This window comes from Metabacillus crassostreae (genome assembly GCF_016908395.1).
Classification (GTDB): Bacteria; Bacillota; Bacilli; order Bacillales; family Bacillaceae; genus Metabacillus; species Metabacillus crassostreae.
This window is the reverse complement of sequence record NZ_JAFBDU010000005.1, coordinates 104,542-124,770: the sequence shown is the minus strand read 5'-3', so window position 1 is coordinate 124,770 and position 20,229 is coordinate 104,542. Positions and strand designations below refer to the sequence as shown.

At 36.4% G+C, this 20,229-nt stretch carries 13 protein-coding genes and 1 pseudogene; 3 read left to right on the top strand and 11 right to left on the bottom strand.

The genetic code is table 11. From position 1 onward, the window contains the following. Nucleotides 1–309: 309 nt before the first annotated feature. From cobA to nirB (JOC75_RS15720), 5 genes are all read right to left on the bottom strand, one after another. Complete coding sequence (cobA, locus tag JOC75_RS15740; RefSeq protein WP_239589513.1) at nt 310–1,761, bottom strand: uroporphyrinogen-III C-methyltransferase; 1,452 nt, start codon at nt 1,759–1,761, stop codon at nt 310–312. A 141-nt stretch (nt 1,762–1,902) separates the two neighbouring features. Beyond that, a complete protein-coding gene (gene nirD / locus JOC75_RS15735) occupies nt 1,903–2,226 on the bottom strand; it encodes a nitrite reductase small subunit NirD (protein ID WP_239589512.1) in 324 nt (107 codons plus the stop codon). Between the two features lie 74 nt (nt 2,227–2,300). Continuing rightward, a complete protein-coding gene (gene nirB / locus JOC75_RS15730; protein WP_204954966.1) occupies nt 2,301–4,715 on the bottom strand; it encodes a nitrite reductase large subunit NirB in 2,415 nt (804 codons plus the stop codon). A gap of 1,188 nt (nt 4,716–5,903) precedes the next feature. Then, nucleotides 5,904–8,036, bottom strand: a complete 2,133-nt coding sequence (gene nasC, locus JOC75_RS15725) for an assimilatory nitrate reductase catalytic subunit NasC (RefSeq protein WP_204954965.1) — start codon at nt 8,034–8,036, stop codon at nt 5,904–5,906. A gap of 60 nt (nt 8,037–8,096) precedes the next feature. Then, nucleotides 8,097–10,433 (bottom strand): nitrite reductase large subunit NirB, encoded by a 2,337-nt coding sequence (nirB, locus tag JOC75_RS15720; RefSeq protein WP_204954964.1) that lies wholly within the window; start codon nt 10,431–10,433, stop codon nt 8,097–8,099. 268 nt (nt 10,434–10,701) lie between these two features. Here nirB (JOC75_RS15720) and JOC75_RS15715 point away from each other — a divergent pair, with 268 nt between their 5' ends. The 3 genes and pseudogenes from JOC75_RS15715 to JOC75_RS15705 form a co-directional block, all read left to right on the top strand. Further along, nucleotides 10,702–11,907, top strand: coding sequence for a nitrate/nitrite transporter (locus tag JOC75_RS15715; protein ID WP_204954963.1), 1,206 nt, complete (start codon nt 10,702–10,704; stop codon nt 11,905–11,907). A 169-nt stretch (nt 11,908–12,076) separates the two neighbouring features. After that, nucleotides 12,077–12,484, top strand: coding sequence for a MarR family winged helix-turn-helix transcriptional regulator (locus tag JOC75_RS15710; protein ID WP_204954962.1), 408 nt, complete (start codon nt 12,077–12,079; stop codon nt 12,482–12,484). Between the two features lie 74 nt (nt 12,485–12,558). Continuing rightward, nucleotides 12,559–13,821: pseudogene (locus JOC75_RS15705) on the top strand (MFS transporter); the annotation flags it as partial. A gap of 296 nt (nt 13,822–14,117) precedes the next feature. Here the strand turns inward: JOC75_RS15705 and JOC75_RS15700 are convergent. The 6 genes from JOC75_RS15700 to JOC75_RS15675 all read right to left on the bottom strand — a co-directional run bounded on the left by JOC75_RS15700 (nt 14,118) and on the right by JOC75_RS15675 (nt 20,189). Beyond that, complete coding sequence (locus JOC75_RS15700) at nt 14,118–15,101, bottom strand: aldo/keto reductase (protein WP_204954961.1); 984 nt, start codon at nt 15,099–15,101, stop codon at nt 14,118–14,120. A 179-nt stretch (nt 15,102–15,280) separates the two neighbouring features. Further along, nucleotides 15,281–16,003 carry a nucleoside phosphorylase gene (locus JOC75_RS15695; RefSeq protein WP_204954960.1) on the bottom strand — a complete coding sequence of 241 codons (723 nt, stop codon included), beginning with the start codon at nt 16,001–16,003 and terminating at the stop codon, nt 15,281–15,283. Then, entirely contained in the window at nt 15,996–16,658 is a 663-nt protein-coding gene (locus tag JOC75_RS15690; RefSeq protein WP_204955097.1) for a sulfite oxidase-like oxidoreductase, read from the bottom strand. The genes JOC75_RS15695 and JOC75_RS15690 overlap by 8 nt, the downstream gene beginning before the upstream one ends. A gap of 42 nt (nt 16,659–16,700) precedes the next feature. Next, a complete protein-coding gene (locus tag JOC75_RS15685) occupies nt 16,701–17,618 on the bottom strand; it encodes an ABC transporter permease (protein ID WP_204954959.1) in 918 nt (305 codons plus the stop codon). Further along, entirely contained in the window at nt 17,605–18,684 is a 1,080-nt protein-coding gene (locus JOC75_RS15680; protein WP_204954958.1) for an ABC transporter permease, read from the bottom strand. The genes JOC75_RS15685 and JOC75_RS15680 overlap by 14 nt, the downstream gene beginning before the upstream one ends. Next, nucleotides 18,681–20,189 (bottom strand): ABC transporter ATP-binding protein, encoded by a 1,509-nt coding sequence (locus tag JOC75_RS15675; RefSeq protein ID WP_204954957.1) that lies wholly within the window; start codon nt 20,187–20,189, stop codon nt 18,681–18,683. Before JOC75_RS15675 ends, JOC75_RS15680 begins: the two co-directional genes overlap by 4 nt. Nucleotides 20,190–20,229: the final 40 nt, after the last annotated feature.

Sequence of the window (20,229 nt, the reverse complement as noted above, 5' to 3'; positions counted from 1 at the left end):
AGAAATACTTTGAAGCTGACCATGGAAACAATTCCCATACCATGGTTAGCTAATCTTCTACAAAAGACACTTCTACAGGAAAAAATTATGCCACATTATCTACCAAAATATACTCAACTGGATAAAATTAGCTAAATCGATAAAGCTTTATGTTACTTATTACCATTTTATCGATTTTAGTGTAAGTCATAAAACTACTGTTAGACCCTATAGTATTGAATTAAGTAATAAAATAAAGAAATAAAAAATCAGATCAACTCTTAAAGAGATAATCTGATTTTTGAAGTAAGACTCATTATGCCGTTATATTTAGTAAGTTAATTCAATGACTTTACTACCTTTACCTTGGTTTAAATCGGTAAAAACAGGTGGAGCTATTTCATTTAATAAATTAGCGTTAAGTCCATAAGCTTTAGCCACTTCTAATGCATCTTCTGTTAAACAATTAACAAGGATGGATGCTTCCAATAGGTTTTCTATTTGATATTTCGCTGATTTCTTCATTAAAAGATGTACAGCCTCTTTAGAATCTAACATAACCGAATTTATTGATGCATCAGATATCGCTCTAGTGATAATAGATTCAAATCTAGTATCAGCATAATAATCATACACACCAAGATGTTGTTCGGTATCATGCAGTTCCATCTGAGTTGATCCTATAACTAAACAGCCTTCTTTATTTATTAATTCATCCTCTAAAAAGGCAAGTAGACCATGTTCCTCAAGTAAATCTTGAATGTGTTTATTTCTGGAGTAAAAAGCAGCTTTTATTTGACGAATATCTATTTTTTCTTTCCTTAGTAGCTTTAAGAAATAGGTAACTGATAATGTTGTTGTAAAAAGTAGCTTCTCTGCTTGTAAGAGGTTGTTTCGATCATCATTATTTACTGTTGCTTCATTAAGCTTCCATTTGGGAAATTCAATAACATCAGCACCAAGATCTGTAAGTTCTTTAACAGAGCTCTCTCTATCAAGATTTCCCCGAACGTATAATATTTGTTGGCCAAAAAATGGCTTATCTTCAAACCATTTTACTTTTTCTCTTGTTTCAATGATTTGGCCAACTAATGTAATAGCGGGATTTTCGATCTTTTGATCACGTACCATCTTAACAATTGTTGATAATGTCCCAACAACCGTTTGCTGTCTGCTCCATGTTCCCCACCTGATGATTGCTACAGGAGTATCAGCCGGCTTGCCATGTAAAATTAGATTTTCACATATATGTTCTAAATTTGAAATCCCCATATAGAAGGCAATTGTTTGTACTCCTCGTGATAAGCCCTCCCAATCGATATCAGGCTTACCATTTTTTGATTTATCATGAGCTGTAACAATGGCAAAGGAGCCTGCATAATCACGGTGTGTGACAGGAATCCCTGCATAAAGTGGAGCCGCAATTCCTGAGGTAATACCGGGTACTATTTCATAAGGAATGTTGTTTTCCGCTAATACTTCAGCTTCTTCACCAACTCTTCCAAATACACTCGGATCTCCTCCTTTTAGCCTCACAACGGTGAAGCCTGCTAATGCCTTTTCTACTAATACAGTATTAATTTCTTCCTGCTTCATAAAATGACGAGTTGGTAGCTTTCCACAATAGATTAGCTCACAATTTAATGGTACATGATCAAGGATTGCTGGGTTTACTAGACGATCATATAAAATAACATCCGCTTTTTTGATCGTCTCTAAACCCTTCACTGTAATAAGCTCACTGTCCCCAGGACCAGCACCTACTAAATATACCTTTCCCATTGCCATCATTCTCCCTCACATTTTATTTTGTTTAAAGTAAGGGAAGAATTTCCTCGCTTTATACCTTACTTTGCTGCTCTATTAAAGTATTGTATTAACATAATAACAGAATCTATATAGTAAATACCAAATACCTTTTTTCTATATTAATAGAAATACATCGCCTTCTTCTACAAGTGTTTCATATTTATTAACACAGCCAAAGTCTGGTTTTTGAACATTTCCATCTTCAAGACAAATTTTCCAATCATGCATCGGACAAAATACGAAGTCCCCACTTACGATTCCTTCACTTAATACTCCACCTTTATGTGGACATTTATTTTCAACAGCCTTCACTTTTCCATTAGAAAGTCTAAACACTGCCACTTCTTTTCCCTTTTCAATGATAACGGTTTTACCTACACGTTCAGGTAATTCTAATAGAGGCCCCACATATAACTTGGTTTTTGTCATTTCCTTCATATCGATCATCCCCTTTGGCGAAATATTCAGTCTTTAAAGTGTGCAATTTGCATTCCGATTCGATTTTATAAGAATCAAGCATTACCCACTGTTTCAAATAACTCTTTAGTTGTTTTCTTACTTTCGACGATTTCCTTCCAAGGATCTTTATAAACAGACAATGTTTCATCCATACGTGCATTCAGTTCTTTACATTTAGCAGCATCATCTAATACAGATTGAACATGTGCTAAGCCGACTCTTTCAATCCAAGCTGATGTACGTTCTAAATAGTTTGCTGTTTCTCGGTAATATTGTAAATATGCACCAGTAATACTCATTGCTTCTTCATCGGTTTTGACTTTATATAATAAATCTCCGCCTCTAACATGTGTACCACCATTTCCACCAACATAAATTTCCCAACCACCGTCTATGCCAATAAAACCAATATCTTTAAAGCCTGATTCTGCACAGCTTCTCGGACAAGCAGATACTGCCATTTTCACTTTATGAGGTGTTTGCAAGCCTTCAAATTTTTGTTCTAATCGTATTCCAAGTCCCATTGAATCTTGCGTACCAAAGCGACAGAATTGCTCACCAACACAGGTTTTTACCGTTCTCAGTGATTTTCCATAAGCATAACCAGAAGGCATATCTAGCTCCTGCCATACTTTAGGTAGATCATCCTTACTAACACCAAACAAGTCAATCCGTTGACCACCTGTTACTTTTACTAATGGAATGTCAAATTTATCAACAACATCTGCAATTTTTCGTAAATCCTTCGCATTTGTTACTCCACCATACATTCTTGGAACAACTGAATACGTACCATCTTTTTGAATATTTGCATGCATTCGTTCATTTACAAATCGTGATTCTCTTTCATCTTCATATTCGATTGGATTAACCATACCTAAGTAATAGTTTAAAGCTGGACGACATTTAGAGCAGCCTTCCTCAGATTCCCAATCAAGTACATTCATCACTTCTCTTATATGTTTAAGACCTTTTGATTTTATCTCTTCAACAACTTCGTCTCTTGATAATGCTGTACAGCTACAGATTGCTTCTTTTTGGGTAGATGCATCAAAATCAGAGCCTAACGCAAATTGTAAAACATCTGAAACTAGTGGCTTACAACCTCCACAGGATCTTGAAGCACTCGTACAGGCTTTAATATCATCTACAGATGTACAGCCTTTTTCTTGAATGGCCTCAATAATGGCACCTTTAGAAACCCCATTACATCCACAAATAATTTCATCAGCACTCATTGTAGCAACTAAGCTTTCTCCAGCTTCTGCACCTAATGGTTGTAAAATGCTAATTTTCTCTGTGTCTGAAATATCTGCTTCTTTTTTAATCATTGAAAACAGACGATTACCTTCCTTACTATCACCAAACAAAACAGCACCAACGATTTTATTACCTTTGAGGACAATCTTTTTATAAATTCCATCCTGCTCATCAAAGATCTTAATCGATTTTTTCTCTTCATCTTCTGTAAAATCACCAGCAGAGAAAACTTCAACACCAGATACTTTGAGTTGTGTTGATAGAACTGAGCCTTGATAAGGAGCTGTAGCTTTACCACATATTTGATGTGCTAATACTTTTGCTTGTTCATATAAAGGAGCAACAAGGCCATATGGAATACCGTTATGCTCTGCACATTCACCAACTGCATAAACATTAGGAAGATCTGTTTGTAAATAATCATTTACAACAATTCCTCGATTTACTGTTAATCCACTTTCTTTCGCTAGTTGGATATTTGGTTTAATTCCAACTGCCATAACAACTAAATCTGCTTCAAGATTTGTACCATCTTTAAATTTCAATCCCTCTACTCGCTCTTCTCCATAAATCTCTTCAGTTGCTTTTTCTAAAAGAAACTTCATTCCTTGTTTCTCTAATTCTTTTTGCAATAATTTACCTGCTGTTTCATCTAATTGACGTTCCATTAATGTTGGAGCTATGTGAATCACGGAAACATCCATTCCTAAATTCAATAAACCTCGAGCTGCTTCTAGTCCTAGTAACCCACCACCGATAACAGCTGCTTTTTTAAATCTTTTGGATGCATCAAGCATAATGTCTGTATCTTTTATATCACGAAATGCTGTTACACCTTCTTTATCAGCTCCAGGTAAAGGGAGGATAAATGGTACGGATCCTGTAGCAATAATCACTTCATCATAAGCAATCTCTCGGCCTTTATCTGATAAAACAACCTTCATTTCTGAGTCAATCTTCGTGACTGTTTCATCTGTATAAAGGGTAATATTATTTTCCTCATACCAATCCCAGTCGTTTAACGTTATATCCTTAACAGCTGTATCTCCTTGAAGAACCTTTGATAATAAAATTCTATTATAGTTAGGGTGTGGTTCACTTCCGAAGATTGTAATGTCAAATAATTCATTTGATATTTTTAAGATTTCTTCGATTGCTCTAACTCCGGCCATTCCGTTTCCAATTAAGACTAATTTCTTTTTATCCACTTGAATTGCCTCCCTTAGGAAAGTTTCTTATAATGTATCACGGATAAATCATTTATTTTATATACATGTTAGCTTTCCTTACATGGTTTTTTAGATTTAGGCTGATATGTATTTATTGATTTTGTTTTATTTCTCTATCTAATTAGTTCTTTTGAGGGTAACAAGTTCGTTCCATTTCGCTGCAGACATTTGCTTTCCGTGGGGAGGAAGCTGAGCCTCCTCAGCGCAAGCGCTTGCGTGGTCTCACCTTTTCCTCACACCCACAGGAGTCAAATGTCTTCCGCTCCATTCCACTATAGGATAGTTAAAATCAATTAATCTTTTGGAAATGCTGTCTCGCAACTTTGTTGTTATTTTAATAGCTTTTAGTACGTAACAACTCCGTTCCATTTCGCTGCAGACATTTGCTTTCCGCGGGGAGGAAGCTGAGCCTCCTCGGCGCAAGCGCCTGTGGGGTCTCAGCCTTTCCTCTACACCCGCAGGAGTCAAATGTCTTCCGCTCCATTCCACTATAGCGTGTGAAATCAAATAACCCTTGAAAAATTGAACTTTTATACTTTGTTAACTTCCTGCTAATATAGATCTTTTCATAGTTACTTTTTATTGCTGAATTAAGAGATTGTAAGAGCAATAGAAAAAACTATGTATCTGCATAGAAAAGGATAATTTTACATTAAATAAAAGTTAAGCTTGTATTGTTAAAGGGCATTAGTAGCATTTTGTACTTTTGTCAGAACGGTTTTAAAATAATAAGTATGAAGAATCATGAATGAAGGGATTTGTAGATGTAATATATAAGTTATCTGGTAGGATTGTATGATAGATTATCTAAATTGTTATATTGTGGTCTCAGAATTTTAAGGTGAGGGAAGATCTTAATATTTATATATGATTCATTTGGGAGAGGTAAATTGATTATCTTCTAAAATAATAAGAAAAAAGAGAACTAGCTTATAGGTTTCTCTATTTTCATTTCTTAAACAATTTACGATAGCAGTGGTTGGTTGTGCGGAAGGTGTGAGACTCCTGCGGGCGCAGCGGGACAGGTGAGATCCCACAGGCGCAGTGCGCCGAGGAAGCTCACCGCCCGCCCCGCGGAAAGCGAACAACCTGTAGCTCAACCAACCACTCCTTTGTTAAACACTATAACTTTTACGAAAAGAGCCTTTAATGGATCAAATCGATAAATCAAACAGGCGTAACCTTAACCGCATTCACTTTAAACCCAGGCATTTTACAGCTCGGATCAAGATCCTCACCTACCAACAGATTTACATTTTGTGCTTCTGCCCAGTGAATTGGAACAAACACTGTATCTTTTCTAATTTTCTCAGACAACTTACTTCTTACAACAATATTTCCTCGTTTAGAAGTAACAGATACTAAATTGTTATGCTCAATATTGTATCTCTTTGCTGTTTCAGGATGAATCTCTAGATATGATTCGAAATTTCTTGCAGCTAATGCGGAGCTTTTTCTTGTTTGTACACCTGTTAGGTATTGAGACACAATTCTTCCTGTTGTTAAATACAATGGATATTCTTCATCAACCTTTTCTTTTGGAATTTCTGACAAATTTGATACAGGCAGCATTCTCGCCCTTCCATCACTATGCGCGAATTCATTTTCAAATAAACGAACAGTTCCTTTGTGATCTATATCTGGACATGGCCAGAGTATTCCCTGTTCTTTTCTAATTCGATCATAGGTAATTCCATAATAATCTGCTGCTCCACCCTTGCTTGCTTCCCTTAATTCATTAAAGATGTCCTCTGCACATGTAAAAGGAAAATACTTCTCTTTACCTAGCACCTTCGCAATTTCGCAAAGGATCTCCCAATCATGCTTAACTTCACCAGGGCAAGGTCGACTCGCTTCTCTTAGTGTGACTCTTCCTTCTAGATTTGTCATTGTTCCTTCATCTTCTAGATAAGATGATGTTGGTAAAATGAGATCTGCCATTTCTGCTGTTTCTGAAATAAACATCTCTACCGCAACTAGAAATTTAAGCTTTTTTAAGGCCTGCTTAATAAAGTTTGCATTCGGATTTGAGACAACAGGGTTTGAGCACATTAAGAACATACCCGTTATTTTTCCCTCATTTACTTTTTGGAACATTTCATATGCAGATACACCTTTTCGAGGAAGCTCATCTTTATCTATACCCCACACCTTTGCAACCTGTTCACGATGCTCTTCATTTTCAATTGATCGATATCCTGGAAGCTGATCAGCCTTTTGTCCATGCTCTCTTGCTCCCTGACCATTTCCCTGACCAGTTATTGCTCCATAGCCAGAATATTTCTTCCCAATCTTGCCAGTAGAGATTAGAATATTCAGTAAATTACGAACAGCATGGGTACCATCAATTTGCTGCTCTACCCCTCTCGCTGAAAAAAGCATACCTGAATCCTCGCTTGCAAATTTTATTGCAGCAGTTCTAATCTGTTCAACTGGAACGTCTGTTAAGCTAGAAATTTCATCCAATGAAAGAGAATCAATATGCTCCTTAACCTCTTCAAATCCTGTTGCCCGCTCTTGAACAAACTGTTCATCTACTAAATCTTCATCAATAATCACTTTGAGTAGACCATTCGCTAAAGCAGCATCCATCCCAGGCTTCACCTTTAAATGTAAATCAGCAAGCATTGTTGTTGCCGTTTCACGAGGATCAATTGCAATAATATATGCACCGTTTTCCTTTGCTTTTTCAAAATATGGCATGATTGTTGGCTGACATTCTGCAATATTTGTGCCAGCTAAAATGATCACCCTTGTGTGATGTACTTCAGACAATGCATTTGTTAATCCTCTATCAACTCCAAATGTCTGATTTGCTGCTGTAGCTGCTGCGGACATACACAAACGACCATTATAATCGATATACGGAGTTTTCAATGCTACTCTAGCAAACTTTCCAAGCAAATAAGCTTCTTCGTTTGTAATTGACGCACTTCCATAAACAGAAAGAGCATCATGACCATCCGTAGCTTGAATTGATTCGAACTGCTCCTTAATATGCTGCAATGCCTTTTCCCAAGATATTTGAACAAACTCACCATTAACCTTTAGCAAAGGATGCATAATTCGGTCCTTATGAAAAGGATGTTGATGTGCATTCATTCCTTTTACGCATAATCTTCCTTGTGATGTTGGATTATCCTTACCAATTGTTTTAAACGTTTTTCTAGATACAACAGATTGTTCGATTAATTGCATTTTACATTGCATACTACAAAATGGACATTGCGTATCATACACCTTTTCAGATTGAACTTCCTGCTGCTTTGTTCTGAAATATTTTAGTAATAAATCAGTCAATGTACACGAACCTCCTCTATTAATCTATTTAGAAAAATAAGTCATTACAAGTGAAATCACCTAGAAACTTAATGTTTGCTCCACTTCCACTTCTAACCTTTCTACCAACTGCATTCTTAAAGAATCTTCAAAGAGAACTTCTCTTATATGAATCAACCCAACTCTTTCAATCCAGTCAAAAATACACTCTAAATAATTTGCTGTTTCTCTATAATATTGAATTAATCCTAAAACAACTTGTTTTACTTCTACTACATCTTGGGCAATTGTTAGCAACTCTTCCTGTTGATCTGGCGAAAGAATTTGACCACCAACGTAAATTTCCCAACCTCTATCATCACCAATAATATTAATGTCTTTTTGAATATTATCCGCATTGCTATGCTTACATGCTGAAACACTCAATATCACTTTATATGGAGTGATGATTGTTTCCATACCTTTTTCTAAATCAATTGCTAATTGCATGGCATCATCATAATCACAAGTACAAGCATGTTCACCAAACAACGTGTTAATATGTTGAACAGTGTTATTTTCTAAAGAATGAAAACTCATATTTAATTCGGCACATACAGCTTGAACGTACTCCTTTTTTATTCCTTTTATTTGTATATTTTGAGCTGACGTTAATCCGACATAACTCAACTGATATTTTTCAATAGCATTGGCAATTTTCTTTAATTCTTGAGCGGATATTCTACCACCATATATTCTTGGGGTAAGGCTATATGTTCCGTCCTTTTGAGAAGAAAGCAAAAGTCCTTGGTTTTCAAAACTAGAGGTGTTAGCAGCTTCAGCTTTTGGATAGATCATCGCTAAATAGTAGGAAATTGCCGGTATGCACTTTGAACACCCATCTTTAGAAAACCAATTAAGCTTTGCTATTACTTCACCTACTGAAGATAAGTTCTGCTGTTGAATCTCGTAAACAACCTCATCTTCTGTTAAGGCTGTACAGGCACACAGTGTCTTCTTTTCTGTAACTTCATCACAATCATCACTATGAATATATTCAAGCAGATCACAAACAAGTGATTTACAGCTACCACAAGAGTTAGATGCTTTTGTGCATTGCTTTACTTCATCTAGAGTTGATATTCCCTCATGCTGAACGGCCTCCATAATAGCTCCTTTAGATACTCCGTTACAGTTACAAATAACCTCACTTACCTTCATTGAACTTAACAGTGAGTAATCTTTTTCTGTTGAATACATTAACTGCTGCTTTTCCACGTCATTTATATGCTTTCTTTTCATTATCACATCTGCTAATTTTGATTGACTTTTTGTATCGCCATATAACACTGCACCGACCATGATATCACCACGAAATATCATCTTTTTGTAGACTTCATTGATTTCATTTAGTATTGTTAATGCTTGTGTTGATTCATCTTCTCTTAAATCTCCGATCGAAAAGAGATCGATACCAGGCACTTTCAAGCTTGTTGATAACACAGAGCCTTTATACCTTTTACTCTTAGTACTGCAAAGTCGGTTTGCCAGTACCTTTCCTTGTTCATATAACGGTTTAACAAGTCCATAAACAAAACCGTTATGCTCCACACATTCACCAACTGCATATATATCCTTTACACTTGTTTCCATAAAGTCATTTACAACAATTCCACGATTAGTTTTTATACCGCTATCCTTAGCTAGCTGTACATTTGGCATAACACCAACAGACATCACAACCAAATCAGCTGACACCGAGGAATCATCAGTAAAGACTATTTCCTCTACTTTGTTTTCTCCATTGAATTCCTTTGTTGTTTTACCTAAAAGAAACTTTATACCTTTTCTCTCTAGCTGTTTTTGCAGTAATTGGGAGGAAGCTTGATCTAATTGACGCTGCATTAAACACTCTGAATTGTGTACAACACTCACATCTAAACCAAGATGCAGCAATCCCCAAGCTGCTTCAAGACCTAATACTCCTCCTCCAATCACAATTGCACGTTGATTTTTGGTGGTTTCAATCATTTTTTTACAGTCCTCGATTGTTCGAAAAGTGATGACCCCTTCTTTTTCTACACCTGGAACAGGTAGAACAAATGGAGATGAACCAGTAGCTAAAATAAGTTTGTCATATGACAGCAACCGATTTTTGTCAGTTAATACATGTTTTTGGGTTGAATCAATATTAATCACAGTTTCACCTGAGTATAGATCTATCTTGTTACCCGAATACCACTCGCTATGATTAAGTGTGATATCCTCAAATTTTGCTTCTCCCTGTAAAACGGATGACAATAAAATCCGATTATAATTAAGATGTGTTTCACTGCCAATAATAGATATTTCATAAACATCTGAAGAGTGCTTTAAAATTTCCTCAACACAACGGATTCCCGCCATTCCATTTCCGACAACCACCAATTTTTGCTTCATATTACCCTCCTAGCACAAATGGTCTGACCTAATTTATTGCTCTCATTATTTCATACAGAGCTTCTTCACATTGGTTTTTTGTCATATTTCCTAACACACATTTTTAAAAGTGAGCTTTTCAAACCATTGATACAATAAGGTTTCTTAACATTCCGCGTTACATTTAATTACAAGTATCTTTTCTACTTCTTTTTCACGTTTTATAATGAGCACAGAACATGAGTAGACAGAAAATTTTAACAATAACAAATATGAGAGGAGATTTTATATGAAATTATCAGAATTAAAAACTAGCGGTCACCCAAAAACACTTTTTTCGTCATTTCTGTATTTTGATGTCAGTTTTATGATTTGGGTTATTCTTGGAGCTCTAGGCGTTTTTATCACACAGGATTTTGGTTTGTCACCTTCTCAAAAAGGAATGATTGTTGCTGTTCCTATCCTTGCAGGATCTGTATTTAGAATTGTATTAGGTATCCTAACAGATCGTTTTGGACCTAAGAAGACAGCTATTTTAGGGATGAGTATCACAACTATTCCTTTACTTTGGGGTTTATTTGCTGGTAATACCATTCCTGAGCTTTATATGATTGGGATTTTACTAGGTGTCGCAGGTGCAAGCTTTGCAGTAGCACTTCCAATGGCTAGCAGATGGTATCCTCCACACTTACAAGGTGTAGCAATGGGTATCGCAGGTGCTGGAAATAGCGGAACATTAATTGCTACTTTATTTGGTCCTCGTTTAGCTGAAAGCTTTGGTTGGCATGTAACAATGGGTCTTGCCATTATCCCACTTCTTATTACGTTTTTTGTTTTTATACTATTGGCGAAGGATGCACCAACACAGCCTGCTCCACAGCCTTTAGCAAATTACTTTAAAGTGTTTGCTCATAAAGATACATGGTTCTTTTGCTTATTATATAGTGTTACATTTGGTGGTTTTGTCGGTTTATCAAGCTTTCTTAGTATGTTCTTTGTTGATGAATATGGCCTTTCCTCAGTTCAAGCAGGTGACTTTGTGACACTCTGTGTTGCAGCCGGAAGCTTTTTCAGACCAGTTGGAGGATATATCTCAGATAAAATAGGTGGAGTTAAAGTCCTATCATTCCTATTCATCGGTGTTGCTGTTTGTATGCTAGGTGTAAGTCAATTACCACCATTATTTGCGATCACGGCATTACTTTTTGTTGGAATGATGTGCTTAGGTATGGGTAATGGAGCAGTGTTCCAATTAGTACCTCAACGCTTTCAAAAGGAAATTGGTATGGTAACAGGAATAGTAGGGGCAGCAGGTGGTATCGGCGGTTTCTTCTTACCAAACATTTTAGGAACATTAAAAGAACTAACAGGATCCTATTCTTCAGGATTTATCACATTTTCATGTATTGCCCTTGCTGCAATTGCAATCTTAGTCATTGCAAACTTCTCGTGGAGAAAGACATGGAATATAAAGGATCGCGCAGTAAAAATATAATTGAAAAATTCATCATTTAAATTTCGCCTAGCAGACTATTGCTAGGCTTTTTTGTAGTTAGTTAGGTTTAGAAAATAAAATCAAGAATCCTTTACATCAAATATAAATCTGTTATAGTAGTAGAAGTTAATTATTTACCTAGGTAAATAATTTCAGGTGGTGACATGTGATGATAAATAAAAGTGAGTTATTTCATACGCTATACCAAAAAACAAGGCATATGACAAAAGAACTTAATGAACAGCTACAAGAGCATCAATTATACAGTTCACAATGGTCGATCCTTTATTGCTTAAAAACGAATGGACCAATGACACAAAGTGAACTATGGCGTTATTTAGGTGTTGAAGCACCAACTGTTACACGCACACTACTTAAGCTTGAAGACGCTGGATGGATTTCACGAAAGCACGGCAAAGATAAGCGCGAACGACTTGTATTTCTAACTGAAAAGGCTGAAAGTCATCTACCCACTGTTGAGAAGAGTGTCACAAATTTCGAAGAACAAATGCTTCATAAGTTAACAGAGGAAGAACAACAATACTTACTTTCCTTATTAAGTAAACTAGGAAATTGATAAGGTAAGCACAAGCTAGCTACATAGCCTTTTGTGACCAAAGCAGATGAAATTTAAAATAGCTCGTTGTTCTTGCCTTATATTTCTATGTAACTATACTCCAGGAAAGTAAAAAACAAAGGAGGCAGGATGAAAAAATGAATAACGTTGATAAACAGCCGATCTGGACAAAGAGCTTTATTAGTATCTTCTTAAGTAACTTTTTTCTCTTTGTCACTTTTTATGGTCTATTAACCTCTTTACCTATTTATGTTGTTGATGAACTTAATAAATCTAGTGTTGAAGCAGGACTGATTGTAACGACTTTACTTCTTTCTGCCATTATTGTTAGACCATTTTCCGGAAAGTTACTACAGGATTTTGGAAAGAAAAAAGTATTAATGATAAGTCTTAGTTTATTTACTTTATCATCCTTTCTCTATTTATGGATTGATCATTATGGTCTCTTATTAGCACTTCGATTTTTTCATGGCATTTGGTTTAGCATTGCTACTACTGCTACTGGAGCCATTGCCGCAGATTTGGTACCAAACAAACGCCGCGGAGAAGGACTTGGTTATTTTGCCATGTCAATGAACTTAGCCGTAGTATTCGGTCCTTTTATCTCTTTAACTTTATTACAATTTTCCTCATTTTTTGTTTTGTTTCTTATTTTAGCTATACTAATGGTTATTGGTGTTGTGTTTACAGCATTTAGTAAAATTAAGGAGCTTCCAGCTAGTCAAAAGATTTCGGATAAAAAAATAACATTTGAGGATTTATTTGATAAAAAAGCACTTCCTATCGCTTTAATCGGTAGTTTAGTTGCTTTCGCCTATTCAAGTGTGATTTCATTTATCTCTATGTATGCAAAAGAGCTTGATTTATTAGAAGCTGCTAGCTATTTCTTTGTAGTTTTTGCAGTTGTAATGATTATATCAAGACCTTTTAGTGGTCGCTTATTTGATAATAAAGGGCCAAATAGTGTGATCTATCCAGCACTCATTTTCTTTGTTTTCGGATTAGTTTTACTAAGCTTTGCCCAAACTACTTTTCTATTCCTTTTAGCAGGGGGCTTTATCGGTCTAGGATATGGCTCAATTGTTCCGTGTTTACAAACACTTGCTATTCAATCAACAGATTTGAAGCGTAGTGGTCATGCTACCGCGACATTTTTCACTTTCTTTGATATCGGAATAGCAGCTGGTTCATACATTCTAGGGATAATCGTCTCACAACTTGGCTATGAAGTGCTCTATTTCTATTCTGGCTTGTTTGTTATCGGAATTATCGCCGTCTACCACTGGCATCAAAGAAGAAAAGAAGCAACAACTGCACCAGTTTCTGCAAATTTATAAGCAATAACGATAAAACCCTGTCTATTTTCGAATAGACAGGGTTTTATTTGAGCTATTTTATGATTGTTGATACCTTCGTTTCTCTCATTTTTCATTAATCATTCAACTTTGGGGAATAATCATTCAACTTTTGCTGTTATTCATTCAACTTTTCACGATAATCAATCAACTTTCTTAACTATTCCATCATTCGACAAATTTCGTCAGCTTTACAAGTAATCTGCAATCTTCCAATACAAACCTCAAAAAAAAGAGTTAAAGCCACATAAATCAGCTTTAACTCTTTTTCCTACTTATTAGTAAACTCCACGAATATTCGGGTGGATGTCATGATGATAAAAATCTGTTAACTTTTTAAGCTCAGCTTCACTGAAGTGTGGAACTTCTGTTGCTTGTAAGTTATCTTCTACCTGCTTCACTGTTTTAAAGCCTGGAATAACGGTTGTAATTTCTTCATGATCAAGAATCCATCGTAAAGCAGCTCTCGTCATATTGCCACGACCTTCAGCAATCCACTTTAGCTGTTCACTTAATTCAACACCTTTAGAAAACTCAACACCTGCAAAGGTTTCGCCAACATTGAAATGTTCACCATCTTTGTTAAAGTTACGATGATCATCTTCTTCAAACTTCGCTACTTTTGTAAATTTACCAGTCAATAATCCACTTGCTAAAGGAACACGTGCTAATATGCCAACACCTTTTTCTTTAGCTTGAGGAAGTAATTCTGTTACGGCCTTTTGACGGAAAATATTAAAAATAACTTGAAGTGCTTTTACATTTTCCTGCTCTAAGCAAAATAAGCCTTCTTCAACTGTTTCCACACTTACGCCGTAGTGACGAATTTTACCCTGTTGCTGCAATTTATCTAATACCTCAAAAACACGTCCATCTTTTAAAATCTCCATTGGCGGACAATGAATTTGGTAAAGGTCGATTGTTTCACGTTTAAGGCGCTTTAAACTTGCTTCACAATATTCTGTAACTGCTTTTTCTGAATATGTTTCCGGATCAAAAATATCTCCAGCACGACAGAATTTTGTGGCTATATGTATTTTATCTTCTTTACCCTTTGTAGCTTTTGCAAGCAATTCCTCACTATGTCCATCACCATAAACATCAGCAGTGTCAAAAAAATTAACACCTGCATCCATTGCTTTTTCTAATCCTTTTAATGCTTCCTGATCAGATGATTTACCCCAAGAACCTCCTATTGCCCATGTACCAAAGCTTAATTCACTAACCTTAAGCTCTGTGTCTCCTAATTGACGATAGTTCATACTCTACACCATCCCTTTTTTTAAAAGGCACTGTTAATATACCAGGCCTAACTTTTATTACAATACATCTATTATAGTAAAAATAAAGCGTTAACAAAAGAAATTGGACTTCTAACAGATTGAAAAAAGTAGCTGTGAAGAATAAATTAGCTTTATTTCATCACAGCTACCTTCTATTATTAAGTATGAATAATCGCATCTAAAGCAATAAATGCTTCCTGTTCAATTGCCTCTGAAACTACATCTGTATGTGGATTATACTCATTTCTTAGATCAGCATCAGCATAGCCATCAATAGCAAGAATTGCCCCGGTTTTCACATCTCTGATCGCACCAATTGTAAAAAGAGCAGAATTCTCCATCTCAACTGCTAACACTCCGGCCCTTTTATACAATTCATGAGGAAACTCGATGATACCTGAATAGAACACATCCAATGTTAACGTTATTCCTTCATGAATCTGTTGATTTCTTGCATTAGCCGCATCAGCCAATGACTTCACAACTTGCCGAGTAGCAACGGCAGGGAAGCCTTCTGGTACAAGCTGGCTTGTTAAACCATCTCTTCTTACGGCAGCTGTACTGATCACAATGTGACCAGGCTGAATTTCTGCCTGATAAGAACCCGCTGTTCCAATTCTGATAATGGTTTTGGCACCACCCTTTGCTAGCTCTTCAAAGCAAACAGCAGCACCTGGTGATCCTACTCCATGACTTACTATTGCTAGCTCAACACCTTGCCAGCTACCTTTATAAGAATGATACTCTCTATTTTTTGCAAGAAGCTTAGAGTCTTCAAGTAAACTAGCAATTTTTTCAGCTCGTACCGGATCACCACAAACTAGCACCTTTTTAGGCAATTCATCTGAGTTCACCTTTAGATTTGTCAATAACTCAGTCATAGTCCTTTCTCTCCCATTCATCCTCTGGTATTGGCAGGTCTTCACCAGAAAAGCGCTCTTCCTTAAAAGGATCTCCATTCATATGAAATCCATTTTGTTCCCAAAATCCTGGTTTGTTTTCATCAATGAATTCTATGCCTCTTATCCATTTCACACTTTTCCAGAAATATAAATGAGGAACAACCAATCGAAGTGGCCAACCATGTTTATCTGTTAGTGGTTCATTTTCAAATGAATGTGCTAGTAATACATCATCACGATCTAAATCAGATAATTCGAGGTTTGCTGTATAATCTTGATCTGCATGAAGCATCACATATTTACTTGTTGGATTAATGTTCAGCTCTTTTAATAAATCCTTAAAAAGTACTCCTGTAAATGTGTTATCAAAACGAGACCATCTTGTTACACAATGAATGTCACACGTTACAGAAGATTGAGTGAGCTTCATAATGTCATCAAATGTTAAGGTCATTTCTTTATCAATTGCTCCAAAGATTTTCAATGTCCATTTTTCAAGATCATACTTAGGAACTTCACCTTCATGTAGAATGGGAAAACGCTCTGTTAATACCTGACCAGGTGGTAAACGTTTGGCTAGCTGTGGATCGACGGCAGGTACTTTCATACGTTTTATTCGATCTGCTTTATTCATCATTTATCTCCCCTTCAGTTATTTATTTGACTAACGATCTTTTTATCTTCCACTTTGTTGATTACCAAGCTGTGAGCCCATTCCTCGATCTCTTAATAGGAACATGGCTAATATCGTAATTAAGTATGGAAGCATTTGTGTAAATTGAGTGGGTAGGGAAAAGCCTTGCAGTCGGATACTGATTGCATCCATAAATCCAAATAATAAACTTGATCCGATAATACCAATTGGATGTGATTGTCCTAGCATCATTGCAACCAATGCAATAAAGCCACGTCCAGCTGTCATTCCTTCAGTAAATAATGTCACTTGTCCTAATGAAAGCTGAGCACCGGCAAGTCCACATAAAATACCACTCAAGCCTATAGCTAAGTACTGTAATGAACCAACCTTTAAGCCAATACTTTTTGCTGCTGTTGGATTCATCCCCACGGATAAAACTCGAAACCCTATAACTGTTCGATATAAAAATACATACAATAAAATGGCTGCTAAAAAGGCAAAATAAACAAGTGGGGAATGTCCTGATAAGATCGAACCTATAACTGGTATGTCCTGTATAACCGGGATATCCCATTTTGGAAGTCCTTCCATATCCTTATCATAATAAGCACCTTTTACCTGAAAAATTGTTCTTAAAGCAAAGGTTGTAAGCCCAAGTGCTAAAAAGTTAATGGCAACACCGACAACAATATCATTTGCTTTTAACTGGATGGTCATAACGGCAAAGAGCATCGCAAATAAAAATGACATAAAGGCGGCGAATAAAACAGCTAGTAACACATTTCCTGTTAAATGATTTCCTACAATTGCTGAAAAGGCTCCAATTAGTACTAAGCCCTCTAAACCAACATTAAATAAACCAACACGTGCACATAATGCACCACCAAGTGCAGCTAATAAAATGGGTGTAACCATACGAATGGTTGAGCTAAGTAATGTAAGGTCAAAGAGTTCCATGTGATCCACCCACTTTCGATTTTCGTTTCCACCATTTTAACGTGATTTTTGCTGAAATAAATAAAATAAGAACAGATTGAATAATGCTTGAAACTTCTAAAGGAACTTGCGTATTACGTTCCATACCCATTGCACCTGTTTCGATTGCCGCTAAGAAAATTGATGTAATAGCTGTACCAATTGGATGAGAGTTTGCTAGTAATGTTGCCATCAAGCCTGTCCATGCATACCCCGGGACAGTAAGAGCACCATCTACAAATCGATATTGTGAGCCTAACACTTCAACTGTACCGGCTAAGCCTGATAGTGCACCACTAATAAACATACTTGTTAGCATCACTTTTACTTTATTTACACCACCGTAAGATGCAAAAAAAGGATTTAATCCAAGCATTTTCACTTCATATCCTGCAGAAGTTGTTCGAAAAATAATAAACATGATAATCGCTGCACCCACTGCGATTAAAAAGCCCCAATGAACACTCATACCTTGAAAAAGTTTAGGAAGCCACATATCTTGATCAAGCATATGAGTTTGCGCTAATGCACCTGATCCTGTTTTATCTTGAAATGGATCTGATACTAAATAGCTCGCAAATAAAACAGCTACATAGTTTAGAAGTAACGTAGAAATTAATAGTTGAACTTTAAATTTTGCTTCAAGCCAGCCTGCAAGTAATGACCAAAGACCTCCTGCTAAGATTCCAACTAACAAAACGAGAAGCGTCTTTCCAATTCCAGTTCCAGGTATATAGACACCTGCTAATGCAGCACTCACAGCACCTAAAACCATCTGTCCTTCTGCTCCTAAGTTAAAAACACCTGCTCTAAAAGCTAGCGCAACACCAAGTCCAACAAGCATAATAGGTGTTGCTCTCGCTAGTGTTGATGTGAGGAAGTAAAAATTTCCAAAGGCACCATTCCACATTTCTTTATAAGAAGCTAGAACAGGTTCCCCAACAATACTTATTGCAATTGCTCCAGTTAACAAGCCTAAAAATATTGCAAAAAAGGGCTGTAGTAGCGCTTGAAATAAACGCTTTATACCATTTTGAACGCCTGTCATGCTGTTACCCCTCCTGCCATTAAGACACTTATTGCTTCTTCAGTTGCATCTTTGCGTCCTATTTCACCAACAACTTTTCCTTCATACATAACAAGGATACGATCAGAAAGTGCCATAATCTCAGTTAACTCTGACGACACAAGTAAAACAGCTTCACCTTTATTCCGCTTATGAAGAAGAGCTTCATGTATGTATTCCATTGCCCCAATATCAACACCACGAGTTGGCTCTGCCGCAATTAAAATCGGTGTTTCTTGTCCAAGCTCTCTAGCCACAATTAGCTTTTGTAGATTACCGCCTGATAAGTTACCTGCTTCTTCATCTAGTGATCCGGCTTTAATTTCAAATTTATTAATCCAGTCCTGAACTAATTTTCTGAAAGGCTTTTTTAGTAAGAAGGATTTGGAACGATACATTGGTTTTGTGTGATACCCCATTAATGCTGTTTCTTCAACAGTTGCTTCCTTAGCTGCACCCCATAAATAGCGATCTTCTGGTATATGCGATAATCCCGCTTCACGAATGGTTGCAGCGTGTTGATTTGTCACATCTTTTCCTTCTAAATAAACATTTCCTTGTTGTATCGATCTCAGCCCAGTTATCGCCTGAAGAAGCTCTGATTGTCCGTTACCAGAAACACCTGCTATTCCAACAATTTCACCTTGCTTGACAGTAAAGGAAATATCATCAAGAAGAGGCTTATTCGTTTTTTCTTGAAGTGTTATATTCCTTACTTCAAGTATTGGCTTTCCATCCATAGGAGTGAGTGTACTTAAATTCTGGAGATCTCGGCCTACCATTAGTTTAGCAAGCTCATCAACTGATGTTTCTTGTCTTGAAACAGAGCCTGTTACCTTCCCATTTCTCAAGACAGTCATTTTGTCAGCTACTTCCATCACTTCACGTAGTTTATGAGTAATTAGAATAATACTTTTCCCTTGATTAGCCAGCTCTCGTATTGTTTGTAATAAGCCCTTTACCTCTAAAGGAGTTAAAACTGCAGTTGGTTCATCCAAAATGATAATGTCTGCACCTCGATAGAGAACTTTCAAAATTTCAATTCTTTGTTGTTCTCCTAAGGAACAACTAGCAGTCTTAGCAGTAGGTCTAACAGGAATTTTATATTGATCTATTAAGCTCTGTACTTCTTCAATTGCTTTTTTCCGATCAAAAAATCCAATTTTCATAGGTTCATGACCGATGACAATATTCTCAGCTGCAGTGAAGTCAGGAAATAGCATGAAATGTTGATGTACCATCCCGATTTTATTTTCAATGGCATCATTAGGATTAGAGAACACTACCTTTTTTCCATCTAAATAAATATCACCTGAGGTAGGCTGCTCCATCCCATACAGCATTCTCATTAATGTTGTTTTACCTGCTCCATTTTCACCAATGACAGCATGAATTTCACCAGCATTTAATGATAGAGAAATTGAATCATTCGCTTTAAAGCTACCATAGTTTTTTGTCATATCTTTCATTTCTAAACGAACAGCCATCTTACTTCCTCCTCTCCAAAAAGCATGGGAAACCGACTGC

Excerpts from the sequence above, each read along its gene's own strand:
- cobA (WP_239589513.1), bottom strand. The coding sequence starts at position 1,761 with ATGGGAAAGGTATATTTAGTAGGTGCTGGTCCTGGGGACAGTGAGCTT.
- nirD (WP_239589512.1), bottom strand. The coding sequence starts at position 2,226 with ATGAAGGAAATGACAAAAACCAAGTTATATGTGGGGCCTCTATTAGAA.
- nirB (WP_204954964.1), bottom strand. The coding sequence starts at position 10,433 with ATGAAGCAAAAATTGGTGGTTGTCGGAAATGGAATGGCGGGAATCCGT.
- JOC75_RS15715 (WP_204954963.1), top strand. The coding sequence starts at position 10,702 with ATGAAATTATCAGAATTAAAAACTAGCGGTCACCCAAAAACACTTTTT.
- JOC75_RS15710 (WP_204954962.1), top strand. The coding sequence starts at position 12,077 with ATGATAAATAAAAGTGAGTTATTTCATACGCTATACCAAAAAACAAGG.
- JOC75_RS15700 (WP_204954961.1), bottom strand. The coding sequence starts at position 15,101 with ATGAACTATCGTCAATTAGGAGACACAGAGCTTAAGGTTAGTGAATTA.
- JOC75_RS15695 (WP_204954960.1), bottom strand. The coding sequence starts at position 16,003 with ATGACTGAGTTATTGACAAATCTAAAGGTGAACTCAGATGAATTGCCT.
- JOC75_RS15690 (WP_204955097.1), bottom strand. The coding sequence starts at position 16,658 with ATGAATAAAGCAGATCGAATAAAACGTATGAAAGTACCTGCCGTCGAT.
- JOC75_RS15685 (WP_204954959.1), bottom strand. The coding sequence starts at position 17,618 with ATGGAACTCTTTGACCTTACATTACTTAGCTCAACCATTCGTATGGTT.
- JOC75_RS15680 (WP_204954958.1), bottom strand. The coding sequence starts at position 18,684 with ATGACAGGCGTTCAAAATGGTATAAAGCGTTTATTTCAAGCGCTACTA.
- JOC75_RS15675 (WP_204954957.1), bottom strand. The coding sequence starts at position 20,189 with ATGGCTGTTCGTTTAGAAATGAAAGATATGACAAAAAACTATGGTAGC.